The 23,540-nt window shown below is 71.5% G+C and carries 25 protein-coding genes; 10 read left to right on the top strand and 15 right to left on the bottom strand.

What is annotated here, in order from left to right; all coding sequences use genetic code 11:
* Positions 1-29: 29 nt before the first annotated feature.
* The gene (gene cobS, locus MFF56_RS18225; protein WP_238230544.1) at positions 30-851 is read right to left on the bottom strand and encodes an adenosylcobinamide-GDP ribazoletransferase; all 822 of its coding nucleotides are present in this window, start codon (positions 849-851) and stop codon (positions 30-32) included.
* Between the two features lie 138 nt (positions 852-989).
* On the opposite strand from cobS, the gene cobT reads away from it, so the two are divergent.
* The 3 genes from cobT (at position 990) to queC (ending at position 3,212) form a co-directional block, all read left to right on the top strand.
* Positions 990-2,009, top strand: coding sequence for a nicotinate-nucleotide--dimethylbenzimidazole phosphoribosyltransferase (gene cobT, locus MFF56_RS18220; protein WP_066927041.1), 1,020 nt, complete (start codon positions 990-992; stop codon positions 2,007-2,009).
* 89 nt (positions 2,010-2,098) lie between these two features.
* Positions 2,099-2,455: a 6-carboxytetrahydropterin synthase QueD gene (gene queD, locus MFF56_RS18215; RefSeq protein ID WP_066927049.1), complete on the top strand. Its 357-nt coding sequence runs from the start codon at positions 2,099-2,101 to the stop codon at positions 2,453-2,455.
* Positions 2,448-3,212: a 7-cyano-7-deazaguanine synthase QueC gene (gene queC, locus MFF56_RS18210; protein ID WP_238230543.1), complete on the top strand. Its 765-nt coding sequence runs from the start codon at positions 2,448-2,450 to the stop codon at positions 3,210-3,212. The genes queD and queC overlap by 8 nt, the downstream gene beginning before the upstream one ends.
* A gap of 58 nt (positions 3,213-3,270) precedes the next feature.
* Here queC and MFF56_RS18205 read toward each other — a convergent pair whose 3' ends face one another.
* On the bottom strand, positions 3,271-4,968 hold the full coding sequence (locus MFF56_RS18205) for a methyl-accepting chemotaxis protein (RefSeq protein ID WP_066927045.1): 1,698 nt from the start codon (positions 4,966-4,968) through the stop codon (positions 3,271-3,273).
* Between the two features lie 301 nt (positions 4,969-5,269).
* Between MFF56_RS18205 and MFF56_RS18200 the strand changes: the two genes are divergently transcribed.
* Genes MFF56_RS18200 through MFF56_RS18190 form a run of 3 tightly spaced genes read left to right on the top strand, consistent with a single transcriptional unit; the run spans position 5,270 to position 7,685 of the window.
* Positions 5,270-6,244, top strand: coding sequence for a quinoprotein relay system zinc metallohydrolase 2 (locus MFF56_RS18200; RefSeq protein ID WP_238230542.1), 975 nt, complete (start codon positions 5,270-5,272; stop codon positions 6,242-6,244).
* Between the two features lie 40 nt (positions 6,245-6,284).
* A complete protein-coding gene (locus MFF56_RS18195) occupies positions 6,285-7,097 on the top strand; it encodes a quinoprotein dehydrogenase-associated SoxYZ-like carrier (RefSeq protein ID WP_066927047.1) in 813 nt (270 codons plus the stop codon).
* A gap of 3 nt (positions 7,098-7,100) precedes the next feature.
* Entirely contained in the window at positions 7,101-7,685 is a 585-nt protein-coding gene (locus tag MFF56_RS18190) for a rhodanese-like domain-containing protein (protein ID WP_066927048.1), read from the top strand.
* Between the two features lie 99 nt (positions 7,686-7,784).
* Here MFF56_RS18190 and dusA read toward each other — a convergent pair whose 3' ends face one another.
* Together dusA and MFF56_RS18180 are read right to left on the bottom strand one after the other, a co-directional pair.
* Complete coding sequence (gene dusA, locus MFF56_RS18185; RefSeq protein WP_283207436.1) at positions 7,785-8,792, bottom strand: tRNA dihydrouridine(20/20a) synthase DusA; 1,008 nt, start codon at positions 8,790-8,792, stop codon at positions 7,785-7,787.
* A gap of 290 nt (positions 8,793-9,082) precedes the next feature.
* Positions 9,083-9,673, bottom strand: coding sequence for a hypothetical protein (locus MFF56_RS18180; RefSeq protein WP_066920141.1), 591 nt, complete (start codon positions 9,671-9,673; stop codon positions 9,083-9,085).
* A 122-nt stretch (positions 9,674-9,795) separates the two neighbouring features.
* Between MFF56_RS18180 and MFF56_RS18175 the strand changes: the two genes are divergently transcribed.
* Both MFF56_RS18175 and MFF56_RS18170 read left to right on the top strand, forming a co-directional pair.
* Positions 9,796-10,266, top strand: a complete 471-nt coding sequence (locus MFF56_RS18175) for a (2Fe-2S)-binding protein (protein WP_066920136.1) — start codon at positions 9,796-9,798, stop codon at positions 10,264-10,266.
* A gap of 10 nt (positions 10,267-10,276) precedes the next feature.
* Complete coding sequence (locus MFF56_RS18170; protein ID WP_066920134.1) at positions 10,277-12,499, top strand: xanthine dehydrogenase family protein molybdopterin-binding subunit; 2,223 nt, start codon at positions 10,277-10,279, stop codon at positions 12,497-12,499.
* Positions 12,500-12,538: 39 nt separating this feature from the next.
* Here MFF56_RS18170 and MFF56_RS18165 read toward each other — a convergent pair whose 3' ends face one another.
* Positions 12,539-13,591, bottom strand: coding sequence for a LysR family transcriptional regulator (locus MFF56_RS18165; protein WP_082772930.1), 1,053 nt, complete (start codon positions 13,589-13,591; stop codon positions 12,539-12,541).
* A 420-nt stretch (positions 13,592-14,011) separates the two neighbouring features.
* On the opposite strand from MFF56_RS18165, the gene MFF56_RS18160 reads away from it, so the two are divergent.
* Complete coding sequence (locus MFF56_RS18160; RefSeq protein ID WP_066920133.1) at positions 14,012-14,230, top strand: hypothetical protein; 219 nt, start codon at positions 14,012-14,014, stop codon at positions 14,228-14,230.
* A 20-nt stretch (positions 14,231-14,250) separates the two neighbouring features.
* Here MFF56_RS18160 and MFF56_RS18155 read toward each other — a convergent pair whose 3' ends face one another.
* The gene (locus MFF56_RS18155) at positions 14,251-14,565 is read right to left on the bottom strand and encodes a hypothetical protein (RefSeq protein WP_238230541.1); all 315 of its coding nucleotides are present in this window, start codon (positions 14,563-14,565) and stop codon (positions 14,251-14,253) included.
* Positions 14,566-14,754: 189 nt separating this feature from the next.
* Between MFF56_RS18155 and MFF56_RS18150 the strand changes: the two genes are divergently transcribed.
* Positions 14,755-15,339 carry a PAS domain-containing protein gene (locus MFF56_RS18150; RefSeq protein ID WP_066920130.1) on the top strand — a complete coding sequence of 195 codons (585 nt, stop codon included), beginning with the start codon at positions 14,755-14,757 and terminating at the stop codon, positions 15,337-15,339.
* An 83-nt stretch (positions 15,340-15,422) separates the two neighbouring features.
* On the opposite strand, the gene MFF56_RS18145 is transcribed toward MFF56_RS18150, so the two are convergent.
* From MFF56_RS18145 to MFF56_RS18105, 9 genes are all read right to left on the bottom strand, one after another.
* Positions 15,423-15,998, bottom strand: a complete 576-nt coding sequence (locus tag MFF56_RS18145) for a hypothetical protein (protein WP_066920126.1) — start codon at positions 15,996-15,998, stop codon at positions 15,423-15,425.
* A 63-nt stretch (positions 15,999-16,061) separates the two neighbouring features.
* Complete coding sequence (locus MFF56_RS18140; RefSeq protein ID WP_066920124.1) at positions 16,062-16,301, bottom strand: hypothetical protein; 240 nt, start codon at positions 16,299-16,301, stop codon at positions 16,062-16,064.
* A gap of 55 nt (positions 16,302-16,356) precedes the next feature.
* Complete coding sequence (locus MFF56_RS18135; protein ID WP_066920123.1) at positions 16,357-17,394, bottom strand: formate dehydrogenase subunit gamma; 1,038 nt, start codon at positions 17,392-17,394, stop codon at positions 16,357-16,359.
* Positions 17,395-17,453: 59 nt separating this feature from the next.
* Complete coding sequence (gene fdh3B, locus MFF56_RS18130; protein ID WP_066920122.1) at positions 17,454-18,050, bottom strand: formate dehydrogenase FDH3 subunit beta; 597 nt, start codon at positions 18,048-18,050, stop codon at positions 17,454-17,456.
* A 16-nt stretch (positions 18,051-18,066) separates the two neighbouring features.
* Positions 18,067-21,009: a formate dehydrogenase subunit alpha gene (locus tag MFF56_RS18125; RefSeq protein WP_066920121.1), complete on the bottom strand. Its 2,943-nt coding sequence runs from the start codon at positions 21,007-21,009 to the stop codon at positions 18,067-18,069.
* Between the two features lie 7 nt (positions 21,010-21,016).
* Positions 21,017-21,259: a formate dehydrogenase gene (locus MFF56_RS18120; protein ID WP_066920119.1), complete on the bottom strand. Its 243-nt coding sequence runs from the start codon at positions 21,257-21,259 to the stop codon at positions 21,017-21,019.
* A gap of 85 nt (positions 21,260-21,344) precedes the next feature.
* Positions 21,345-21,980: a TorD/DmsD family molecular chaperone gene (locus tag MFF56_RS18115; protein ID WP_066920117.1), complete on the bottom strand. Its 636-nt coding sequence runs from the start codon at positions 21,978-21,980 to the stop codon at positions 21,345-21,347.
* Between the two features lie 86 nt (positions 21,981-22,066).
* Entirely contained in the window at positions 22,067-22,885 is an 819-nt protein-coding gene (locus MFF56_RS18110; RefSeq protein ID WP_066920113.1) for a DUF3306 domain-containing protein, read from the bottom strand.
* Positions 22,882-23,394: a DUF3305 domain-containing protein gene (locus MFF56_RS18105; protein ID WP_066920112.1), complete on the bottom strand. Its 513-nt coding sequence runs from the start codon at positions 23,392-23,394 to the stop codon at positions 22,882-22,884. The genes MFF56_RS18110 and MFF56_RS18105 overlap by 4 nt, the downstream gene beginning before the upstream one ends.
* Positions 23,395-23,540: the final 146 nt, after the last annotated feature.

Below are 23,540 nucleotides of genomic sequence, written 5' to 3'. Positions count from 1 at the left end.
GCCACCGGTCGTCAGGCCGCCACCGGTCGTCAGGCCGGCAGGCAGGCGACGAGGCCGAGGAGGCCCGCGATCTCGGCGACCTGCTGGCAGGCGCCGACCACGTCGCCGGTTTGCCCGCCGATCTTCCGGTCGGCGAGCCGGGTCAGGGCCAGGGCGGCGAGGCCGGACGACAGAACCATCGCGAGGACGCCGTGCGCCGGGAGTCCGAGTGGCAGGGCAAGCAGGGCCAGCGCGAGGCCGAAGCCGGCCGCGGTGCCGAGCGTGCCCCGGGTCGGTCGGCCGACCGAGGCGCTGAGGCCACCCGGCCGTGCCGGCCCGAGCAGTACCATCGGCAGGAGCGCCGCCACCCGCGAGAGCGCGGCGGCCAGCAGCAGCGCGATCGCGGCCGAGGCCGCCGCCCGGTCGAGCATGGTCGCGAGGGCACCGATCCGCAGGGCCAGCGCCAGAACGAGCGCCGTCGCCCCGTAGGCGCCGATGCGGCTGTCGCGCATGATCTCGAGGCGCCTCTCCGGGGTCGCACCCCCGAACCCGTCGGCGACGTCGGCGAGCCCGTCCTCGTGAAGGGCCCCCGTCACCCCGACCGAGACGGCGAGCGCCAGCACCGCCGAGAGAAAGGGCCCGAGGCCGAGGCCCCAGGCGGCTAGCAGCGCGGCCGCCGAAGGGAGCGCCAGGATCACGCCCGCGACCGGCAGCACCCGCGGCACGGTCGTGAAATCGGGCGCCGCGTGCGGATCGCCGCCGCCGAGATGCGGCACCGGCAGGCGCGAGTAGAAGCGCAGGCAGGCGGCGAGATCCCGCAGCAGGAAGCGGCCCGGCCAGTCGGCCTCGCCGCCCGAGGGTCGCCCGTTCATAGCCCGCGTCCCTTCGCCAGAGTGCCGTCAGCCGGCCCCACCGCTGCCGGCGCCTTCACCCCCTGCCCCGGCGGCACTATAGCGTGCGGACCGGGCGCCGCCGCAGCCCCCGCGCGGGCCGCCCACAGGATTGCACAGATGACCGAGAGCCCCTTCGACGACATCCGCCGCCTCGTCGCCGCGATGCCCGAGGCCGACGCGGAGGCCGCAGGCGCGGTCGCGGCGCGCGACGCCGAGTTGACGAAGCCCGCGGGCGCACTCGGACGGCTGGAGGGTCTGGTCGCCTGGCTCGCCGCCTGGCAGGGCAAGGCGCCGCCCTCCCTCGACCGGCCGCTCGTCTGCGTGTTCGCGGCGAGCCACGGCGTGACGCGGCGGGGCGTCTCGGCCTTTCCTGACGCGGTCAACCGGCAGATGCTCGACAACTTCGCTGCCGGGGGAGCGGCGATCAACCAGATCTGCGCGACCTACGGCCTCGGCTTCAAGGTCTTCGACCTCGCCCTCGACGTGCCGACCGGCGACATCTGCGAGGGCCCGGCGCTGGACGAGCGCGGCTGCGTCGCCACCATGGCGTTCGGCATGGAATCGATCGCGGCCGGGACCGACTGCCTCGGGGTCGGCGAGATGGGCATCGGCAACACCACCATCGCGGCGGCGATCTACGCCGCCCTGTTCGGTGGAGAGCCCGCGCACTGGGTCGGGCGCGGCACGGGAGTCGACGAGGGGGGCTACGCCCGCAAGGTCGCGGCGGTCGAGGCGGCGCTCGCCCACCATGCCGGGCATCTCGACGACCCGCTCGAGGTCCTGCGCCGGCTCGGCGGGCGCGAGGTCGCCGCGATGGCGGGCGCGATCCTGGCCGCGCGCATGCAGCGGGTCCCGGTGGTGATCGACGGCTACGTCTCGACCGCGGCGGCGGCCGTGCTGCATGCCCTCGACCCGAGCGCCCTCGACCACTGCCTCGCGGGCCACGTCTCGGCGGAGGGCGCGCACGCGGAGGTGCTGGAGCGGCTCGGCCTGAAACCGCTCCTCGCGCTCGGCATGCGCCTCGGCGAGGGCTCGGGCGCCGCCCTGGCGATCGGCCTCCTGAAGGGGGCGCTCGCCTGCCACCGCGACATGGCGACCTTCGCGCAGGCCGGCGTCTCGGGCAGGGCAGCGTCCTGAAACGTGCTTTGCCCGGAAGGGCTTGAACGCGCTATGGGGGCCGACCGGAGGCCGGCCCCGAACCGGCATCGCTGACGAAGACGAACCCCATGAAGATCACCCAGGCCTTCACCTTCGAGGCGGCCCACCGCCTGCCGAACGTGCCCGCGACGCATCGCTGCCACCGGATGCACGGCCATTCCTACCGGGTCGAGCTGACGGTGGCGGGCGACATCGATCCCCGGACCGGCTGGGTGATCGACTTCTACGACATCGAGGAGATCTTCCGGCCCCTGCTGGAGCGCCTCGACCACCACACCCTCAACGACATCGAGGGGCTGGAGAACCCGACCGCCGAGCACATCGCGGCCTGGATCTGGCATCGGGCGAAGGCGGGCCTGCCGGGCCTGGCGGCGGTGCGGGTCTACGAGACCCCGTTGTCCTGGGCGGAGTATGCGGGTGAGTGAGGGCGGCCGAGGACGCGGGAACGAGAGCGGCGGCGACCGGGCGCTGGTGCTGTTCTCGGGCGGACAGGACTCGGCCACCTGTCTCGCCTGGGCGCTCGACCGCTTCGCCCGCGTCGAGACGCTGGGCTTCGATTACGGCCAGCGCCACCGGATCGAGCTCGACGCCCGCGCCCGCCTGCGCGCCGGCCTCGCCCACCTCGTGCCGGCCTGGGCCCGCCGCCTGGGCGAGGACCACACGCTCGCCCTCGACGCGCTCGGCCAGGTCTCCGAGACGGCGCTGACCCGCGAGGCCGAGATCGGCTACGCGGCCTCGGGCCTGCCCAACACCTTCGTGCCGGGCCGCAACCTCGTCTTCCTCACCTTCGCGGCGACGCTCGCCTACCGGCGCGGCATCCGCCATATCGTCGGCGGCATGTGCGAGACGGATTTCTCGGGCTATCCCGACTGCCGCGACGACGCGATCAAGGCCATGCAGGTGGCGCTCAACCTCGGCATGGACCGCCGCTTCGTGCTGCACACGCCCCTGATGTGGATCGACAAGGCGCGGACCTGGTCGCTCGCGCAGAACCTCGGCGGGCGCGGGCTCGTCGAGCTGATCGTGGAGGAGAGCCACACCTGCTATCTCGGGGAGCGCGGCGCCCGGCACGCCTGGGGCTACGGCTGCGGCACCTGCCCGGCCTGCCGCCTGCGCGCGGAGGGTCACGCCCGCTTCGTCGCGGCCGAGACCGCCGGACCGGGCCCGGACCAACCAGCCTGAGGCCGGCCTCCACCCGCGCCGGGAGGCGAGGGCGTCCAGGGCCCCCGGTCAGGCCGGCTTAGGCCGCCCGCACCGTCGCGAGGAAGCGGTGCACCTCGGCGCCGAGATGCTCGGACTGACGCGACAGCTCGGAGGCGGACGCTAGCACCTGGGCGGCCGCCGCACCGGTCTCCTCGACCGCGCCCGCGACCCCCGCGATGTTCGCCGTGACCTCGCCGGTCCCCGCCGAGGCGTGGGCGACGTTGCGGACGATCTCCTGGGTCGCGGCGCCCTGCTCCTCGACGGCCGCCGCGATCTGGGCCGCCACCGCGTCGATCTCGCGGATCCGATCCGTGATGCCCTCGATCGCCCGCACGGCCCCGTGCGTGGAGCCCTGGATCTGCTGGATCTGCGCCGCGATCTCGTCGGTCGCCCGGGCGGTCTGGGAGGCCAGCTCCTTGACCTCGCTGGCCACCACCGCGAAGCCGCGGCCGGCCTCGCCAGCGCGCGCCGCCTCGATCGTGGCGTTGAGCGCGAGCAGGTTGGTCTGGCCCGCGATGGTCGAGATCAGCCCGACCACGTCACCGATGCGCGCGGCCGCGCGGCTCAGCGTGTTCACCAGATCGGCGGTCTCCTCCGCCTCGCCGACCGCCGAGCGGGCGAGCCCGGCCGAGCCCGCGACCTGCCGGCCGATCTCCCGCACCGAGGAGCCCAGTTCCTCCGACGCGGCCGCGACGGTCCGCACGTTCGAGGCCGCCTGGCCGGCGGCGGCCGCGACCGTGCTCGAGCGGCCCGCCGTCTCGTTCGCCGTCGACGTCATCTGCTGGGCGGTGGCCTGCAACTCGGTGGCCGAGGCGGAAACGGAGCCGACGATGCCGCCGACCGCGTGCTCGAAACTGTCGGCCAGATCGATCATCGTGCGCCGCCGCTCGGCCGCGGCGGCCGCGTCGGCGACACGCGCGATCTCGGCCTGCTCGGCGGCCTTGCGCGCCACCATCGCCTTGATGCCCTCGACCGCCCTGCCCACGGCGCCGATCTCGTCGCCGCGCGCGGCCTCGCGGATCTCCGCGTCGATCTCGCCCGCCGCCATGCGCCGCAGCACCGCGACGAGCCGGGCGAGCGGCCGGGCGATCGACACAACCACGATCGCCGCCGCGAGGGCGAGGATGAGCGCGAGCCCCGCGAGCCCGGTCGCGACCAACGTGCGCGTCGCGTCCGTCACCTCTTCGGCGGTCATCAGCTTGGCCGCCTGAAGCTCCGTCGCGACACGGGCCTCGCGTTCCTCGAGCCAGGCGTTGAGCTTGTGGCGGTTCACCATGCCGACGTCGCGCGCGATCTGGAACGCCTCGTCGCGGCGACCCTCGAGGCCGAGGGCCGTCGTCCGGCGCAGGACCGAGAAGAAGGCCTCGATGTCGCGCTGCATCGACAGATTCATCGTGCGGCGTTCGGGCGTCTCCGACATCGCGAGCAGCTTCTCGACCGCGCCGTTCGCCGCCTGCATCGCCGCGTCCTGCGGAGCCTTGAACCGCACCTTCTTCTGCGGATCCGGCTCGAGCAGCATGTTGCGGTCCATCGCCGCAGCCTCCGCGAGGCCGAACCGGATGCGGGCGAGGCTTTCCTGCCGGGCGACCTGAACGTCGATCAGCCCGGCGCTGCGAACGGAGATGCGCTGCATCACGTCCTGGGCGTACAGAATCAGGCCAGCTCCGACCAGCACGACCAGCACGAATGGCATCGCAAGCTTGAAGAGGAAGGATCGGTCGTCCAGGAATCGCATCGTCGTCCTCGATGGCGGGCACAGTGCCTATTTCGAATTCATCTCCTGGCGTGCACTAAAGCCGGGTAAATTCCAGAGTCTGTGAAATATTATCAACTAAGAGTTGTGGTTTTTTGCTTTGTAATCAGGGGTTTCAAGGCTGGCGTGGTTTGGGCCGGGCCCGGTGCGTTTCGAACGGCGTTCGGACCGGCCGGTTCGCGCGCCGATCGCCTCGTCGAGCGCTCGGCGCGCCTCGCGGCCCGTCGCTTGACGCCGCGGGGGCTTGCGGCTCAATGGTCGGCAACGATCAGGGAGGTCACGCATGCGCGCGGGCGATGCCGCCGCCCCGGGGCTCGAGGCGCGTGCCGCGCTCTCGCGTCGCCGGGCCCTTCTGACTGCCTTCGGCGGATTCTGCCTCTGTTGCCTGCCGGGTCGGCCGCGCGCCGAGGCCCTTGCGCTGGAGGAGGTCGGCCCGGGCGTCTTCGTGCGACGCGGGCCGAACGCTGAGGCCTCTCCCGACAACGCCGACGCCATCGCCAACACGGGCTTCATCGTCGGCCGCGACGGCGTGCTGGTGACGGAATCGGGCGGCAGCCTCGCGGACGGTCAGTGGCTGCGCAGCGAGATCCGCAAGCGCACGGACAAGCCGATCCGCCACGTGGTGATGAGCCACGTCCACCCGGACCACTGCTTCGGCGCGGCGGCCTTCGCGGAGGATGGGCCGACCTTCATCGGTCACCACGCCCTCGGGGCGGCGCTGGAGGCGCGGGGCGAGTATTACCGCAAGCGCTTGGCGGACGTGCTCGGAGCCGACAAGGCCGGCTCCGTCGTCTACCCGACGCTGGGCGTGACGGAGGGCGCGGTGATCGACCTCGGCGACCGCACCCTGCGCTTCACCGCCCATCCGAGCGCGCATACGCCGACGGACCTCTCGATGATCGACAGCGGCAGCGGTCTCCTCTTCACCGGGGACCTGCTCTCGGTCGGGCGCATCCCCTCCCTCGACGGCAGCCTCAACGGCTGGCTGAAGGAGATCGACCGGCTGAAGGGGTTCGGGGCAGCGCGCGCCGTGCCCGGTCACGGCCCCGTCAGCGTCGATCTCGCACCGGCGCTGGCCGATCTCGCCCGCTACCTCGGCACGTTGCGCGACGAGACCCGCCGGGCGATCGCCGCCGACGTCCCGATCGAGAAGGCCGTCGGCACCGTGGCGCAGTCGGAGAGGGCCAAGTGGGACCTGTTCGACGACTACAATGCCCGAAACGTGACCGTCGCCTACAAGGAACTGGAGTGGGAATAGCCGGAAGAGAGCTTACATAAGTCTACTCAGGAGGAACGCCATGACGCTCGCAACGAAGCTCGCCCCCCTCGCCGTCAGTGTGGCGCTCGCCGCCTCCGGCGTGGCCCACGCCGCCGGCTCCTCCGACAGCGATGCCGAGCGCGAGGCGCGCTGGCGTGACGTCGCCGCCTCGATCTTCAAGGACCGGACGATCCAGCCGACCGAGACCCTCGTGAAAGTCGAGGCCCCGAAGCGCGCGGAGGACGCCGCGCTCGTGCCGATCACCCTGACCATGCCCGAGAAGGACCGGGTGCAGGCGGTCCACCTCGTGATCGACGACAACCCCTCGCCCTACGCCGCCCATTTCCGCTTCGGTCCGGCCGCCGACCCGAGTGAATTGCGCCTGCGGGTGCGGGTGAACAACTACACCAACATCCACGCGGTCGCCGAGACGAAGGACGGCGCGCTCTACGAGGCCACGAAGTTCGTCAAGGCCTCCGGCGGCTGCTCGGCCCCGATGGGGATGAGCGACGAGGAGGCCATGAAGGGCATGGGCGAGATGCGGATGAAGTTTGCGGGCGAGGCGCAGGCTGGCAAGCCCGTCGAGGCGACCCTGATGATCCGCCACCCGAACTTCTCCGGGATGCAGATGAACCAGGTCACCCGCGACTATACACCTGCGCGTTACATCAACACGGTCACGGTCGATACCGGCAACCGCAACGTGTTCGTAATGGACGGCGATATCTCGATCGCCTCGAACCCGGTGATCAACTTCGCCTTCCTGCCGGCGGGCCCGGTCAAGGTGACGGCCACCGACAATCAGGGCGGGCGCTGGGAGCACAGCTTCACCGTGCCGAGCGCGAGCAATTAGGCGGTGCGGCTCCCGCACAGAGGCGCGGCGGCCCTTGCCGCTCTGGTCCTGCTGGCGGCGGCCGGGCCCGCGGATTCGCCGGTCGGCGTCCCGGAACCGGACGGCCTCTGGACCGGGCCGCAGCGCGGCTACACCCCCGCCACGCTGACCGGCGCCACGGTCCTCGACGCCGGGCGGCTTGCCGCGCTGCTGCCGGACAAGCCGGTGCTCCTCGACGTCGTGCTGGCCGACCGCAAGCCCGCAAACTTCCCCCCCGACCGGCCCTGGTTGCCGACCCACCGCTCGCTTCCGGGCGCCGTCTGGATGCCGGGCGCCGGCGTCGCGCCGCTCAGCCCGGAGCGCGAGGCCGTGTTCCTGCGGCGCGTGGCGGAGCTGACCGGCGGCGACCGCACCAGGCCCGTCGTCACCTTCTGCCGTCCCGAATGCTGGGGCAGCTGGAACGCCGGCCGCCGTCTCGTCCTGGCCGGGTACAGCCGGGTCTACTGGTTTCCCGAGGGCGTCGAGGGCTGGCAGGACGACCACGAGACCGCGGTCGCCAAGCCCGATCCGGCCTGGGCGGCGCTGCCGCCGCCCGAGGCCGAGCGCTAGAGCCGTTCCCGATCGCGTCGCAATCGGGAACGGCTCTGACCTCTTGTATCAACGCGCGCTCTTGCGCCGAACCGGCGTCCGCTTCGGCGCAAGAGCGCTCTAGGCCGCGCGCCGCTCCTCGGCGCGGGCGACCTGTGCGACCGCCTCACGGAGCGTGCCGAGGTCGGCCTCCGGCCGCATCCCGGCGGTCGAGAGGTGGCGTCGGTAGGCGCGCGCCCCGGGGCGCCCGTTGAACAGCCCGAGCATGTGCCGCGTCACCGCGTGCAGCCTGTCACCGCGCGCCAGCACCCCGGCGATGTAGGGCTCGAAGGCCTCCACGGCCGCGAAGGCGTCGGGGTGTGCCGCCGGCTCGCCGAAGATCTCCGGATCGACCGCGAGGAGGAGCGCCGGCTCCGTGTAGGCGGCCCGGCCGACCATCACTCCATCGACCTCGGCGAGCAGCGCCCGCGCCGTCGGCAGCCCGGCGATTCCGCCGTTGAGCGCGACCGGGAGGTTGGGATGGGCCCGCTTGAGGCGGGCGACGCGGCCGTAATCAAGGGGGGGCACATCCCGGTTCTCCTTCGGGGAGAGTCCTTGAAGCCAAGCCTTGCGGGCATGCACCACGAGCCCGTCCACGCCCGCCGCTACGACGGCATCCGCGAGCGCGTCCAGGGCGATCTCGGGATCCTGGTCATCGACGCCGATGCGGCATTTCACCGTCACCGGCACCCGCACGGCCGCCCGCATGGCGGCGACGCAATCGGCGACGAGCGCCGGCTCGCGCATCAGGCAGGCGCCGAAGCGCCCCTCCTGGACCCGGTCGGACGGGCAGCCGACATTGAGGTTCACCTCGTCGTAGCCGAGATCCGCGGCGATCCGCGCCGCCGCCGCCAGCTCGCCCCGGTCGGAGCCGCCGAGCTGCAGCGCGACCGGGTGCTCCATCTCCGAGAAGCCGAGCAGCCGCTCGCGCGGCCCGTGCAGGACGGCGCCGGTGGTCACCATCTCGGTGTAGAGGCGGGCGCGGCGGCTGAGCGTGCGGTGGAAGGCCCGGCAGTGCCGGTCCGTCCAGTCCATCATCGGCGCCACGCTGAAGCGCCACCCGTCGAGCGCGTCCAGTCTCGCGTTCAGTTCCTCTACGACGTCAGACACTCGGGCTCCTCCGGGACCCTTGCCCGGTCACGCTTGGGCGGTCCGGGGCGGGATCGGTCGTTGCGTGCTGCGGCCGACGCGGTGACCGGCCGGGTACCGCCTCCGCGCGCGAGCAAAAATGATCGGGTTCATTATCACGCACCGTCCACCGCCTGAAGGGGACCGCCGGTGTGTCGGCAGATCTGGGAAGCCACGCCCGCATCGGCCGCTTGGCCGCGTTTCGGCCACGCGGACGCGATCGGCCGCGCCGAGGGCGCCGCGACCGGGCATCATTGCTGGGAAGCGGGCGGCAGGAGCATCGCCGTATCGGGATCGGCGACGTCCCCTTCCTGCTGCTGCTCGAGCGTCAGCTCGGCCGCCTCCTCCGGGACAACACCCTCCGCGAGCGCCCGCGCCGCCGCGACCTGCTTCTCGCGCGCCTGCTCCGGGCTCAGCTCGCCCCGGGCCACGGCGCGGGCGAGGTTGAGGCTCATCACGTTCCCGGCCTCGCTGGCACCGTAGGCCGTCAGCGTGCCCCGCGTCCGGTCCGGGATCACGCTCCCGTTGAAGGTCGCGACCGCGCTGAAGAGGTTGAGCGGCACCTTGTAGGGAAGGCTCTGCTCCAGAACGTCGCTGTGCTTGGCCGGGAAGTCGTGCTCGGCCCCGACCTTGTGCACCACGGTCCGGATCCACGGCCCGTTGCGGTGCCAGATCAGCAGGGTCGCGGTCCGCTCCTGGGGCGGACCGTAGCGCTCGGCGATCGCCTCGGCCGCCGCGCGCGCCGGCTCGGGCCAGTCCGGAGCCGGGGACTCGGCGGCCCAGACCGGCGATGCGGCCAGGACGAGGATGAGCGCGAGGGGGCTGCGACGGGGCGCGGGCATGGATCCTCCCTGCGGATGGCGGGCGGCGCGCGGCGTCACGGCACCTATCACGCGGTCGCGTTGCCCCGGATCTGCGCCGGGTATAGGCCGAGCAGAGCAAAATAGTTCCAGGGAGACGCCCCATGGCGCAGCAGATGTCGCTGGACGTGAACGGGCGCGCCGCGCGCGTGAGCGTCGATGATCCCGACACGCCGCTCCTCTACGTGCTGCGCGACGACCTCGGCCTGCACGGCCCCCGCTTCGGCTGCGGCCTCGGGCAGTGCGGCTCCTGCACGGTGCATGTGGACGGGCAGGCGGTGCGCTCCTGCATCACGCCCGTCTCGGGCCTGAAGCCGGGGGCGAAGATCGTCACGCTGGAAGGCCTCGGCACGCCGGAGATGCCGCATCCCGTCCAGGCGGCCTTCATTGCGGAGCAGGCCGCGCAGTGCGGCTACTGCATCAACGGCATGATCATGCAGTCGGCGGCCCTCCTCAACGAGACGCCGAAGCCCGACGAGGCCGCGATCCGGCAGGCGCTGGCGCAGAACCTCTGCCGCTGCGGCACCCATCTGCGGATCGTGCGCGCCGTTCAGCGCGCCGCCGGCACGCTCTGAGGAGGACCGGATGAACGCTCCCGCACTCTCGCGGCGCAGCCTGCTACTCCAGGGCGGCGCGCTCGTGGTCGGCTTCTCGATGGCCGGCCGTAACGCGCTGGCGCAGACCTTCGCGCCGGTGGCGACCGACGGCTTCACGAAGGCGGTCGCGCCCGATCAGGTCGACAGCTTCCTGGCGCTCGGCGCCGACGGCCGCGCCACGATCTTCTCCGGCAAGGTCGATCTCGGCACGGGCATCGAGACCGCCATGGCCCAGATCGCGGCCGAGGAGCTCGACCTTCCCCTCGACCGTGTCGCCGTGGTTCAGGGCGATACGGCGCTGACCCCCGACCAGGGCCCGACCTACGGCAGCCTCTCGATCCAGAAGGGCGGCGTCGAGATCCGGCATGCGGCGGCGACCGCCCGCGCCCGCCTCGTTCAACGCGCGAGCGAGCGCCTCGGCGTGCCGGTCGACGCCCTCGAGACCCGGGACGGCGCCGTGCGGCCGAAGGCCGGCGGGCCGGGGCTCGCCTACGCCGAGCTGGTGACGGACGGGCGCCTCGACCTGAAGGTCGATCCCGCGGTCAACACGAAGGACCCGGCCCGCTTCGCCCTCGTGGGCAAGTCCGTCGCCCGGATCGACATCCCCCAGAAAGTCATGGGGCGCTTCACCTACATGCAGGACGTCCGCGTGCCCGGCATGGTGCACGCCCGCGTGGTGCGACCGCCCGCGATCGGCGCGAGCCTGGAGAGCGTGGACGAGGGCTCGGTCGCGGGCATCCCGGGCGTCCTCAAGGTGGTCCGCCAGGGCAACTTCCTGGCCGTCGTCGCCGAGAAGGAGTGGGCGGCCGTGAAGGCGGCCGGCCAGCTCGGGGCGACGTGGTCGAAGTGGGAGGGGCTCCCGGAGCAGGACAAGCTGTGGCAGCACGTGCGCGCCACGAAGGTGACGAAGGACGACCTCACCAGCAGCACGGGCGATGCCGAGGCGGCGCTCGGCCGGGCCGCCCGAACGCTGGAGGCGTCCTACGACTTCGCCATCCACACCCACGGCTCGATCGGCCCCTCCTGCGCCGTCGCGGAGCTGAAGGACGGGCTGCTCACCTGCTGGACCGCCTCGCAGATGACGCACGCGCTGCGCAAGCAGCTCGCGGCGATGACCGGGCTCGCGCCGGAGGCGGTGCGTTGCATCTACGTCGAGGGCTCGGGCTGCTACGGCCGCAACGGGCACGAGGACGCGGCCGGGGACGCGGCGCTGCTCGCCCGCGCGGTCGGCCGCCCGGTGCGGGTGCAGTGGTCGCGGGCCGACGAGCACGGCTGGGACCCGAAGGGTCCGCCGACTCTGATCGACCTGAAGGCCGGACTCGACGCGGACGGCAACGTCGCCGCGTGGTCCTCGCAGTTCCACGTGCCGGAGGGCGCGGCCGGCAACGTGCCGCTCGTGGCCGCCGACCTCGCCGGCCTGCCGCACGAGACCGCGATGGCGCCGGGCAACGTCATCCAGAACTCGGCGCTCCCCTACGCCTTTCCGAACGTGCGGACCGTCTGCCACCGCCTCGCCTCGACGCCGTTCCGGCCTTCCTGGATCCGGACCCCGGGGCGGATGCAGAACACCTACGCCAACGAGGCCTTCCTCGACGAGTGCGCGGCGGCGGCGGGCGCGGACCCGCTGGAATACCGGCTGCGCGCGTTGAAAGACCCGCGCGGGATCGCGGTGCTGGAGCGCGTCGCCGAGATCGCCGGGTGGCAGGCCCGCCCCTCGCCGGCGGCGGACATGTCCGGGGACGTGCTGCGCGGGCGCGGCCTGTCCTACGTGAAGTACGAACTGAACCGCACCTACGTGGCGGGGGTGGCCGAGGTTGAGGTCGATCGTAGGACCGGGCGCATCCGGGTGCCGCGCTTCTTCGTGGCACAGGATTGCGGGCAGATCATCAACCCGGACGGCGTGCGCAACCAGCTCGACGGCAACGTCATCCAGACAGTCAGCCGGGTGCTCATGGAGGAGGTGACCTTCGACCGGGGTGGCGTGACGAGCCTCGACTGGGCGAGCTACCCAATCATCACCTTCCCGGACGTGCCCGAGGTGGTGACGGCCCTGATCGACCGGCCGACCGAGAAGCCCTGGGGCGCGGGGGAGCCCTCCGCGGCCATCGTGCCTGCGGCGATCTCGAACGCGATCTTCGACGCGACGGGGGCCCGCCTGCGCTCGGTCCCGTTCACGCCCGCCAAGGTGAAGGCGGCCCTGCGGGCGACCTGACGCCGCGTGCCGGGTCCGGCCGCGCGGCCGGCGGCGCGGTCAATCGTTCCCGGAAGGGGGCGCCCACGCGGCGGCGCGGTGCAGCCGATAGGGTCGATCGGACGGACGCCAGCACGCCTCGGCGACCGGCCCCGGCTCGCCGATTGCGGCATCGTTCCCCCCGTGCGCGATCCTGTCCGCGAGGCGGGGCACCTCCGAGAAGGTCCGGCCCAGGTGCAGCGCCAGGAAATCGATGAAGTGCCGCACCTTGGCCGGTATGAGGCGCGACGTCGTCACCGCGTAGATGCTAGTCGGCGGGATCGCCCAATCCGCCAGGACGGGCTCCAGGCGCCCCTTGTCGAGGTCGCGCTCGACGTTGACCACGCTCACCGCAGCGATGCCGCGCCCCGTGATCGCGAGACGCCGGGCGAAGCTGAGGCTGTTGCAGGAGAGGCGCCCGCGAACCGTCGCCGAAACGGTCTCGCCGCCGCGCTGGAACTGCCATGTCGCGGCCTCGGCCGCGGTCGACAGCAGGACCTCGTGGCCGGACAGCTCGCTCGGATGCGTGGGACGCCCGTGTGCCGCCAGATAGGATGGCGCGGCGAACAATCCGTTCTCGATGACGCTGATCTTGCGCACGATGAGGGAGGCCTCGCGCGGCGTCTCGCCGACGATCGCAAGGTCGTAATTCTCCTGGACGAGATCCACCTGGCTCGCGCGCAGGTCGAGGTGAACGTGGATGTGCTCGTGCTGGCGGGCGAAGGCGGAGACGATCTCGGACAGGTGCCGCACCACCCAGTGATCCGTCGGGACGGCCACCTTGAGGAGCCCGCTCGGACCCCTGGCCTGGGCGACGAGTTCGTCGAAGCTGCGCTGGGCCTCCTCGACCACCTGCGTCGCCTGGGCAAGATAGGCCTCGCCATAGGCCGTCAGTGCGATCTTGCGCGTGGTCCGGTCGAGGAGCCGCAGGCCGATCGCGGCCTCGAACTGGGTGATGCGGCGCGAGAGCGACGAGACCGGCATGTCCAGCGCGGCGGCGGCCTGGCTGAAGCTGAGCCGTTTTGCGACCTCGACGAAGAGGGCGAGGTCTCGCAGAACCTGAGGATGTGGCATCGTTCGCCGGCTCACTCCCGTGCCTCGGCCGGGCGGACGTGTCCCGCCTTACGGCATCCCGCAACCAGAGGTAGACAGGCCGGCCTCGCGTTCAAGTTGAAATCGACATGCGAAGCTGATCTCGGCGAAAACTTGGTAAACGCGGAGGTCTGACTACGAAGTATTGAGTATGCCAGCCAACCTGGGCGTACGTTGCTCAATGTTTTCCGCAAAGCTTTGTGGTATGCGGTCCGTTCCCGCCGCCCGACTTCAGAACAGCCGTTCGGACCGCGGCCGATCCATCGCCGATCCTGGCCCGGAGCGACCTGGACGAGGCCGTAGAGCGCGAGCGGGAAACAGATTTCCAGAAACGCCGCTTCTCTTCGGGCGGGCCGCGCCATTGTTCTCATGCAACTCAAGATGCTTGCGTGAGAGGCTTCGATGGTGCTGCTCTACGCGTTCACCGCCTGGGTCGGCGGCCTCCTGACCACCGCGGCCCTCTGGGGGCCGTGCGGACCCGTCCTGGCCGTCGCGGCGGCTCCTGTGGGCGCGAGTGCGCTCACTGCCGGCACGGCACTGCTGGTCTACCTCCGGCCCGCGCGCCGCGAGCCCGCGGACCGGACGGCCGCGCCGCGTTACCGCTGGCATCCCGCACGATGACCCGCGTTCCGGGCGTCGTCTCAGCCGCGGCCCCGCACCTGCGCGGATGCGGCCTGCACGAAGGCCAGGCAGCGCTGGCGCGTTTCCGGATCCTCGATCCGGATGAAGGCCTGCAGAAGGGCGGAGGCCTCCATCAGGCTCGCTGCCGCGACATCCCGGTCCGGCCCGCGCTGATCGATCCGGCCGAGGAGGTCGGTCGCAAGCCCGAGGGCCTCGGCCACATCGTCCAGCGTGCGCTGCGCCGCAGCCGGCATCGGGGGACAGCCGTCCCGTCCGTCGCGGAACCTAGACGCGGTGGAGGTGTCGGACGAGCGCGGGTCATCTGTCTCGATCACGTGCAACCCTCGCTACGTTCTGCGTCGGCTAAGCCCGGTCCGGCGAGACATCGCGTGGACGACCTGGTCGGACAAGACGGATCTAATACGCAGACCGCTTCGCGATGGCGCGTGAAATTCGGGATATGACGGCAAGTTGATCGGCATCGCGCTGGCGTAGTCCGGTCTTGCGTCGGGGGGAGCGTGCAGATGCAGGATCATGCCGCCGGAACGCTCGGGGCGCTGGCGCTTCGAGCCGGCAGTGCCGGTCTCGTCGGGACCTGGATGTGGCGGGGCGGCGACCGTCACGTCCTTGATCGAGACGCCGCCGAACTCCTGGCGGGCGCCCAGGATCTCGCCGACATCGACCTGCCGGCGGACGCGCTGGTTCGCCACGTCCTCGACGCCGACCGCGCGGCCGTGCGGGCGGCGCTCGGCCGGAACGCCCATCAGAGCGGCCCAGTCAGCTTGGAGTACCGCGTGCGGACGCCCGATGGCGTCCGCTGGCTCCTGAGTCACGGCCGGATCTACGGGGCCCAACCCGGCGTCCCGGCCCACGGCCACGGCGTTCTGATCGATATCACGGCCCGACATGCGCCGGACCGTTTCGAAGCCCCGGAAGGCGCCGCCCTTTCGCCGCTTGAGCGGGCGGCCCGCCACGCGCTCGCCGCCCGCGAGGCGGTCGAGGAGGACGGCAGCGCATCGCTCCGGCTCCTCGTCGACATGTTCCTGCTGGAAGTCGGGCGCGTGATCGCGCGCCGCGTCGGCGCTGGTCGAGGCCGAGGGGTCAACTGACGCCACCCCCCCCGGCCCGTTCCGCCCCGCAAGCCCGGTTCCGCCCGGGCATCGCCCGACCGTCCGGTCCGGATGGGCACCCGTTATCGGGCGAAGAACTTCGGGTCGAGCGCCGCCAGCGCCAGGAGCGGCGGCGGGAGCACGACGCCGCCCACGCGCATCTCCCGCGCGGCCGCCCGGCATCCCGGTTGGTCCCCGGCCGCCGCCGCGGCCTCGATCCGCGCCACCGTCGCCGCCTGCGCCTGCGGGGTCGGTGCCGCGGCGCCCGGAGCCGGCGGGTTCTTGGCGGCCGCGTTGGCTTGCGCCAGCGCGGCCTTGCGATCGGTCGTCGCCGGTGCCGGCGCCTCGTTCTTGGTCGGGCCGCTGAGCCCCGAGTTCTGCTGCACGGCGCCGCCGGCTGCCGACGGCGTGCCCTGGCTCTGGCCGGAGGGGTTCGAGACCGCCGTCGCCTGCTGGGGCGGGGTCGCGGCCGCCTGCTTGGCCGGCTCGGGCTGCTTCACGAAGGCGAGCAGTTCCTGGCAGAGGTCGGCCGGGCGGCCGGGCGCGGCCGGAGCGGTCGCGGCCGGCACAGCTCCACTGTCCTGCGCGATGGCGGCGCCAGCCAGGAGCGTGCTCGCGAGGCTCGCGGCCAGCAGCAATTCGGTCACGGGCGTCTTCATCGGACGGGCTCTCCTATGAGGTATCGGTCCCGGCCAACCCCGGCTGGCGGAGACGCACGGACGTCAGGACCGCTTCGGATGGGACGCGGCGCCCTCGGCCTTGCCGTGGGGCTCGCCGGCGAACTCGTCCGGGGCCGGGTCACCGTTCCAGCGGGGTCCGACGAGGTTGGTGCCCGGCTCGGAGACCCGCGCGCCGGAGGTCGCAAAGGCCTGGTAGGCGAATTTCTGGTTGCTGGTGAGCGCCAGCATGGCCGCGACCCCCAACAGGATCGCGGCGACCACGGCGGCGATAAAGGCTTTCATCGTTGCAGATCCTGGTCGGGGCGAGGGCCCCAGGTTGCGGTGCGGCGCGCGGCGATCACTCGGCCGGCGCGGGCCGGCCGCGGAGCTGCGGGCCGCTCGCCGTGCGCGCCTGCTCCTGCTCGACCCAGAGGTCGTGGTGCGCGCGTGCCCAGGCGAGATCGACCTCGCCGCTGCCCATCGCGTCGTAGGCGCCCTTCATCCCGAGCGTGCCGATGTAGATGTGGGCCAGGATGCCGGCGATGAACGCGATGCCGATCAGCGAGTGGATCACCTGCATCACCTGCATCCCGTTGATGTCGACGAGCGCGAAGGGGAACAGCATCATCAGGCCGGTGACGCTCATGGCCGCGCCGAAGCCCGCGACCATCCAGAACACACCCTTCTGGCCGGCGTTGAAGCGGTGCGCGTGCGGGTGTCCGCTGCCGATGATGCCGCCGCCGGCCTTGATCCATTCCCAGTCGATCCGGTTGGGTATGTTGTCGCGGATCCAGACCACGAACATCATCGCCACGCCGAACATGAAGGGCCATGCCAGATAGACGTGGCTGTACTTGGCCCATTGCGCCAGCGCCCCGAACGCGTCGGGGCCGATCAGCGGCATCAAAAGGCGCTTACCGAAGATGTAGTTCAGCCCCGACAGGGACAGGATGATGAAGCACACGGCCGTCATCCAGTGCGTGAAGCGCTCGAAGGCGTTGAAGCGCAGGATCTTCCGGCCCGATTCCTGACTGTGCTCGGTGATGATCCGGCCGCGCCAGAGAAAGAATAGGGCGAGGAGCCCAAGCATGCCGAGGATCGCGAGCGCCCCGATCCAGGGCAGCCAGCCCTCACGGAACATCTGGTACTCGCGCCCCTGCGGTTGGATCAGGTTGGCGGCCTTCTGGTCGGGAATGCTGATCCGGCCGGTGATCTTCGGGGCCTGCTTGAACAGGAACTCCTCGTTGACCGAGTCGGCGGTGGGCCGGGCGCCCATCGGGTTCTGGCCGTCGGCCTGGATCGGGTTCTGCGCCTGGACCGGCGCCACCGCGCCCGGGGCGGCCCAGAGCGTACCGGCCACGAGGAGCGTGCTGAGAAGCGTCAATGCCCGCCGCATCGGCGTACCTTTCGGGTCGAGGGTCAAAGAGCGCCGCGGCCTGCGCGGCGCCGGTCTCGTCAGATCGCGATGGTCTCGCGGTAGGCCGTCTTCCAGCCCCAGGCGCCGGAGCCGTAGCCGCGCTTGATCACCCGCTGCTTGTAGATCTCGGCGATCATCGCACCGTCGCCCGCGAGCAGCGCTTTGGTCGAGCACATCTCGGCGCAGAGCGGCAGCTTGCCCTCGGCGAGCCGGTTCGAGCCGTACTTCTCGTACTCGGCCGTCGAGAAGTCGGGCTCGGGGCCGCCGGAGCAGTAGGTGCACTTGTCCATCTTGCCGCGCGAGCCGAAGTTGCCGACGCGCGGATATTGCGGCGCGCCGAACGGGCAGGCGTAGAAGCAGTATCCGCAGCCGATGCAGATATCCTTGGAGTGCAGCACCACGGCGTCGGCCGTGGTGTAGAAGCAGTTCACCGGGCACACGGCCGCGCAGGGCGCGTCGGTGCAGTGCATGCAGGCCATCGAGACAGAGCGCTCGCCGGGCTTGCCGTCGTTCAGGGTGACGACGCGGCGCCGGTTGATGCCCCAGGGCACCTCGTGCTCGTTCTTGCAGGCCGTGACGCAGGCGTTGCACTCGATGCAGCGATCCGCGTCGCAGAGGAACTTCATGCGGGCCATGGTCGGGTCGCTCCTCTCAGGCCGCTGCGATCTGGCACAGGGTGCACTTCGTTTCCTGCATGCCCGTCACAGGATCGAAGCCGTAGGTGGTCACGGTGTTGACGCTCTCGCCGAGCACGACTGGGTCGGTACCCTTCGGGTAGTAGTCGCGCATGTCCTTGCCCTGGTACCAGCCGGAGAAGTGGAAGGGCATGAAGGCGACACCCCGGCCGACGCGGTCGGTGACGAGTGCCTTCACCTTGGTCCTGGCACTGTTCTCCGGGCCCGAGACCCAGACCCACTGGCCGTCCTTGATGCCGCGCTCGCTCGCGTCGCCCGTGTTGATCTCGACGAACATGTCCTGCTGCAGCTCGGCGAGCCACGGATTCGAGCGGGTCTCCTCGCCGCCGCCCTCGTACTCGACGAGCCGGCCCGAGGTTAGGATGATAGGGAAGTCCTTGGCGACGTTCCGATCGACCGCAGCCTTCTGCACCGAGAAGCCGATATTGGGCACGCGCAGCTGCCGCTCGTCCGGCCGGGTCGGGTACTTGGCCACGAGATCCGGCCTCGGGGAGTAGATCGGCTCGCGGTGGACCGGCACCGGGTCCGGCAGGTTCCAGGCATTGGCCCGCGCCTTGCCGTTGCCGAAGGGCGAGACGCCGTGCTCCAGGCAGACGCGCTGGATGCCGCCGGACAGATCGGTCGCCCAGCTCACGGTGTCGGGCTTGTCGCCGCCGATCTTCAGGATCGTGGCGAGCTCGTCGGCCGTAAGGTCCTTGTCCCAGCCTAGCTTTTTGAACACCCCGAAGGTGAGCTCGGGATAGCCGTCGGTGAGGTCCGAGCCCTTCGAGAACGAGTCCTCGGCGAGCAAGGTCGCCCCGTTGCGCTCGGTACCGAAGCGGGCCCGGAAGGTGCCGCCGCCCTCCTTCACGTGCATCTCGGTGTTGTAAAGGATGGCCGAGCCGGGATGGCGCAGCTCCGGCTTGCCCCAGCACGGCCACGGCAGGCCGTAATAATCGCCGCCGACCTCCGGATCGTCCTTGGGCGCGCGCAGCGTCACGAGGTCGAACTTGTGCTGATTGCGCATGTGCGCCTTCAGACGCTCGGGGCTCTGCCCGCAATAGCCCGTCGACCAGCCGCCGCGGTTGATCTCACGCAGGAGATCCTCGGCCGAGGGGATGTTGTTCTCGACCTTGATGTTCTTGAACAGTGTGTCGGCGAAGCCGAGCTTCTTCGCCAGCAGGTACAGCACCTCGTAGTCGTTCTTCGACTCGAAGGCCGGCTGCACGATCTGCTCGCCCCACTGGATCGAGCGGTTCGAGGCCGTGCGCGAGCCCTCCATCTCCAGCGAGGTGCAGATCGGCAGCAGGTAGGTGTTGTCCTGCCGGGCGTCGAGCGCCGCGAAGGTGGTCGGATGGGGATCGGCCACCACCATCAGTTCGAGCTTGTTCATGCCCTCGATGGCCTCGGGCAGCCGGGTGACGGTGTTGCCGCCGTGACCGAAGATCATGAAGGCTTTGAGCGGGCTACGCTGGTCGATCTGCTCCGGGGGGAGGTTGACGGCGTCGAACCAGCGCGTGGAGGTGATGCCGGGCGCCTCCATGTTCTCCTTGCGCGTCCGGGCCTTACGACCTGCGGCAGCGGGAACCTCGTCGAAGCGCGACTGCAGCCACTCGTAGGGAACGTCCCAGACGCGGGCCCAGTGCCGCCAGCCGCCCTCGACGAGGCCGTAGTAGAGCGGCAGCGTCGTGACATCGAGGCCGAGGTCGGTCGCGCCCTGCACGTTGGTGTGGCCGCGGAAGATGTTGGCGCCCGTGCCCGGCTTGCCGACGTTGCCGGTGGCCAGGCACAGGATGCAGAGCGCGCGCACGTTGGCGGTGCCGACCGTGTGCTGGGTCGCGCCCATGCACCAGATCAGCGTGGCGGGCTTCTCCTTGGCGAACTTCTCCGCCACGCGCCGCAGCTGCTCGCCCGGCACGCCCGAGACGCGCTCGACCTCGTCGGGCGTCCACTTGGCGACTTCCTTGCGCACGTCGTCCATCGCGTAGACGCGCTTGGCGATGAAGTCCTTGTCCTCCCAGCCGTTCTGGAAGATGTGCCAGAGGATGCCCCAGACCACCGGGATGTCGGTGCCGGAGCGGATGCGCACGTACTCGGTGGCGTGCGCCGCCGTCCGGGTAAAGCGCGGATCGATGACGATCATGTTGGCGCGGTTGATCTCCTTGCCGGACAGCACGTGCTGCAGCGAGACCGGGTGCGCCTCGGCGGGGTTGCCGCCCAGGATGATCATCGTCTTGGCGTTGCGGATGTCGTTGTACGAGTTCGTCTGGGCGCCGTAGCCCCAGGTGTTGGCCACGCCCGCCACCGTGGTCGAGTGGCAGATGCGGGCCTGGTGATCGACCGAATTCGTGCCCCAGAAGGCGCCGAACTTGCGCATCAGGTAGGCGGCCTCGTTGGTGAACTTGGCCGAGCCCAGCCAGTAGACCGAGTCGGCGCCGTTCTTCTCGCGGATCGCCTGGAGCTTGGTCCCGATCTCGTCGATCGCCTGGTCCCAGGAGACCCGCTTCCACTGCCCGCCCTCGAGCTTCATCGGGTATTTGAGGCGGCGGTCGGAGGAGACCAGTTCGCGGATGGCCGCGCCCTTGGCGCAGTGCGTGCCGCGGTTGATCGGGCTCGCCCAGGACGGCTCCTGGCCGACCCAGACGCCGTTCACGACCTCGGCCGTCACCGTGCAGCCCACCGAGCAGTGGGTGCAGATGTTCTTCTTGACCACCGTGTCGGGGCCGACCGCGGAGGAGCCGGCGGCCTCGGCCCGGCGCACCGCGCCGAGCTGGATCGTGCCGGCGGCGGCCAGCGCTCCGGCCGTCAGGCCGGACCGGCGCAGGAAGCTGCGCCGGTCGAGCACGCCGGAGGCGAGGCCCGCCGCGACCGCCTGGTGCTTGCTGCGGCTCGTCTCGCCGCTCTTGCGCTTCGTCAGCATGGCAGACTCACTTCGTGCCCGGAGCGGGGTCGGGGTTCTTCAGGAGCGTCTCGTAGCCGTTGGTCCGGTAGAACGCCTTGACGTGGTCGCTCTCCCGGTAGCGCGCCTTGGTCTCGGCGTTGCCGGGATCGTAGGCCTGCGCCTCCGTCGCGCCCATCGGCGAGGCGACCGCGGCGGCCGCCGCCACGGTGCTGCCGCCCAGCGCCCGGAAGAACTGGCGACGACCGAGTGTCTTCGGATCCTGTCGCATCGATCCATCTCCTAGAGTGGCGCTTGCCCATCGGGACAACGCGCCGCGATTCCATTCGTACCGGGCCCGGGGCCCGGTGCGGTCGTCAGGTCTCCATCCGGAAGGCTTCCGCCTCCACGTCCAGGAAGACGCGGCCGAGCCCGCCCACCGCGCGGTAGAAGCGGGCGGCCTTGGCCTGTTCGAGGTCCGCGAACAGGCGCGGTGCCCAGGGCGCCAGATGCCGGTCGAAGAAGCGCCGCTGCGCCCCCTCCTCCGCGCCGAACCGCCCGGCCGCGAGCCCCGCCATGATCTCCAGCAGGAAGGCGAGGTGATCCTCGGGCTCGCTCATTCCCTCGACCCGGGCCAGCCCGAGGGCGGCGAGGTCCTCGCGCACCCGCGCCAGCGGGCGCTCGTTGAGAAAGCCGGTGAGATAGTAGGAGGCGTAGGGCAGGAGTTCGCCCCGCCCGACCCCGATGAAGAGCTCGAAGAACTCGCGCTCGACGGCCCCGGCATCGGTCTCGGCCGCGACGCGGCGCAGCTCCGCGGTGGCGGCACCGAGCGCACCCTCCCCCGGACGAAGCGCGGCGAGCCCGTCGAGAAGCGGCTGCGCCGGCGCCCGGCCCAGCAGGACCGCGAGCAGATCGTAGTGCTCGGCGCGCAGCAGGTCGATCTCATCGACGCGCTCGGCCGTCGCCGACGCGCCACCGGCCGGACCTTCCAACGCAGACGCTACCGAACCCATCGGCCTCCCCGAGCCCGCCTCAGGAGCGGTACTTTAGACTGGTCTTAAAAAGCATTTCGATCGCTCGCAACTGGAATTTGATATTCTCAGGCCGGCCTCGCGCCGCCGTGTCGTCGCAGCCGCGGTCCCGCCATCGCCGCGGTCTCCGGCGTGGGCTGCACGGCCGCGGGCACGGTCTCGCGCGCCGGGTGCGCGAGGGCTGCTCCCACGAGGGCGGGCGCTCGATCCGGCAGGGCGGCGGGCTCGATCCCGGCCGCGTGTTCCGGGTCCGGCGCGACGGGCGCATCGCGGACATCGGCCACCTGAGGCTCGGCGCTCTGGAGCGCCGCATTCGGCGGCGCGGCATCCGGGGTTTCGGCTTCCTCCGCGGCCGCGGACCGGGATCCGTCGGGCGTCCCGGCTTCCAGTGGGCGCACGCCCACGATCCTGCGCAGCATCGCCTCGACGTCGTCGCTCGGCAGGAGGGGACCCAGGCCGGGCACGCCGCCCGGACTGTTCCAGTCGTAGGCATATTCCCGCGCCTCGCTGACGAAGTCGCGGATGGCCGGATCGATCGACCACATTCGCCTGAGCGCGGCGTTCCGCAGGACCGTCGGCACGCCGGCCCGCAGGAACGGGGCGAGGTCGCTGTCGCGCGTCAGCGTGCCGGGGTCGGGGAGCTCCGGAAGCGGGGCGTCGCTCTCCGGCGGATCGGACGACGCGGGCGCGGCTGCGGCGGCCCGCGCGTCCTCGGACGCCGCCGGCTCCCCCGCGCCGGGGTTCGCGCCGGGGTTCGCGCGGGTGTCTGCGCTGGCGTCTGCGCCGGTGTTCGCGGTGGCCTCGGCGGGGGCAACGCGCTCCGCCTGCTCGGCGGCGCGGACCGCCTGCTTCCGGCGCGTCCAGCGGCTGAGGAAGCCGTCGCTCATTGGGATCTCCCGGATCTCCCGCGCGCGGCGGGAACGCGGTGGGCGAGCGCCTCGGGGTCGGCGCGGTCGCGCTTGCGCTTCTCGAACCTGCGCTCGACGTGGAAGGCCTCGTAGAAGGCGAGCAGCTTCGCCTGCACCTCAGGCGGCATCGGCACCGCCTCGACGATCTCGCCGATGCCCTCCGCCATCGATTCGCCCTCGTACGGATCGGCCGTGACGCCGGCCACCGCGTAGGCCTCCTCGCCCGTGCCGCGGAGGGCCACCCACAGGGCCGGCCGACCGGAGACGAGGTTGTCGCGGTAATGTGCGGTCTCGGCCGGGTGCAGCGCGACCTCGTAGGAGCCGGCGTAGAACCGCGCCTCGTTCTCGGTCTCGGAGAGCTTGGTGCCGGGCGCGGCGACCGCCGCCGCCGGCAGGGCCTCCACCGGCAGCCAGGCGTGGTCGGCCCAGGGGCCCTTCAGGCGCCGCCGCGCCACGATGATGCCGACCTCGAATCGATCCTCGGGCATTGCGGAGACCTCGATGGTGACGCGTGGATGATGTGGGATCACCGATGCGGGATTGCTCGGCCCGACGTCCCGGATACCTGCGGAAGACCCGGAGCGACGGGGAGGCGATCCGGGATCGGGACGACGCGGTGCCCTGCGCCGACCTG

Origin of the sequence: Methylobacterium hispanicum, assembly GCF_022179285.1 — a bacterium.
In the GTDB taxonomy this organism is placed as follows: Bacteria; Pseudomonadota; Alphaproteobacteria; order Rhizobiales; family Beijerinckiaceae; genus Methylobacterium; species Methylobacterium hispanicum.
The sequence above is the reverse complement of the archived record's forward strand: the minus strand, read 5'-3'. Positions and strand labels throughout refer to the sequence as shown.

Excerpts from the sequence above, each read along its gene's own strand:
- cobS (WP_238230544.1), bottom strand. The coding sequence starts at position 851 with ATGAACGGGCGACCCTCGGGCGGCGAGGCCGACTGGCCGGGCCGCTTC.
- cobT (WP_066927041.1), top strand. The coding sequence starts at position 990 with ATGACCGAGAGCCCCTTCGACGACATCCGCCGCCTCGTCGCCGCGATG.
- queD (WP_066927049.1), top strand. The coding sequence starts at position 2,099 with ATGAAGATCACCCAGGCCTTCACCTTCGAGGCGGCCCACCGCCTGCCG.
- MFF56_RS18205 (WP_066927045.1), bottom strand. The coding sequence starts at position 4,968 with ATGCGATTCCTGGACGACCGATCCTTCCTCTTCAAGCTTGCGATGCCA.
- MFF56_RS18200 (WP_238230542.1), top strand. The coding sequence starts at position 5,270 with ATGCGCGCGGGCGATGCCGCCGCCCCGGGGCTCGAGGCGCGTGCCGCG.
- MFF56_RS18195 (WP_066927047.1), top strand. The coding sequence starts at position 6,285 with ATGACGCTCGCAACGAAGCTCGCCCCCCTCGCCGTCAGTGTGGCGCTC.
- MFF56_RS18180 (WP_066920141.1), bottom strand. The coding sequence starts at position 9,673 with ATGCCCGCGCCCCGTCGCAGCCCCCTCGCGCTCATCCTCGTCCTGGCC.
- MFF56_RS18175 (WP_066920136.1), top strand. The coding sequence starts at position 9,796 with ATGGCGCAGCAGATGTCGCTGGACGTGAACGGGCGCGCCGCGCGCGTG.
- MFF56_RS18170 (WP_066920134.1), top strand. The coding sequence starts at position 10,277 with ATGAACGCTCCCGCACTCTCGCGGCGCAGCCTGCTACTCCAGGGCGGC.
- MFF56_RS18165 (WP_082772930.1), bottom strand. The coding sequence starts at position 13,591 with ATGCCACATCCTCAGGTTCTGCGAGACCTCGCCCTCTTCGTCGAGGTC.
- MFF56_RS18160 (WP_066920133.1), top strand. The coding sequence starts at position 14,012 with ATGGTGCTGCTCTACGCGTTCACCGCCTGGGTCGGCGGCCTCCTGACC.
- MFF56_RS18150 (WP_066920130.1), top strand. The coding sequence starts at position 14,755 with ATGCAGGATCATGCCGCCGGAACGCTCGGGGCGCTGGCGCTTCGAGCC.
- MFF56_RS18145 (WP_066920126.1), bottom strand. The coding sequence starts at position 15,998 with ATGAAGACGCCCGTGACCGAATTGCTGCTGGCCGCGAGCCTCGCGAGC.
- MFF56_RS18140 (WP_066920124.1), bottom strand. The coding sequence starts at position 16,301 with ATGAAAGCCTTTATCGCCGCCGTGGTCGCCGCGATCCTGTTGGGGGTC.
- MFF56_RS18135 (WP_066920123.1), bottom strand. The coding sequence starts at position 17,394 with ATGCGGCGGGCATTGACGCTTCTCAGCACGCTCCTCGTGGCCGGTACG.
- fdh3B (WP_066920122.1), bottom strand. The coding sequence starts at position 18,050 with ATGGCCCGCATGAAGTTCCTCTGCGACGCGGATCGCTGCATCGAGTGC.
- MFF56_RS18125 (WP_066920121.1), bottom strand. The coding sequence starts at position 21,009 with ATGCTGACGAAGCGCAAGAGCGGCGAGACGAGCCGCAGCAAGCACCAG.
- MFF56_RS18120 (WP_066920119.1), bottom strand. The coding sequence starts at position 21,259 with ATGCGACAGGATCCGAAGACACTCGGTCGTCGCCAGTTCTTCCGGGCG.
- MFF56_RS18115 (WP_066920117.1), bottom strand. The coding sequence starts at position 21,980 with ATGGGTTCGGTAGCGTCTGCGTTGGAAGGTCCGGCCGGTGGCGCGTCG.
- MFF56_RS18110 (WP_066920113.1), bottom strand. The coding sequence starts at position 22,885 with ATGAGCGACGGCTTCCTCAGCCGCTGGACGCGCCGGAAGCAGGCGGTC.
- MFF56_RS18105 (WP_066920112.1), bottom strand. The coding sequence starts at position 23,394 with ATGCCCGAGGATCGATTCGAGGTCGGCATCATCGTGGCGCGGCGGCGC.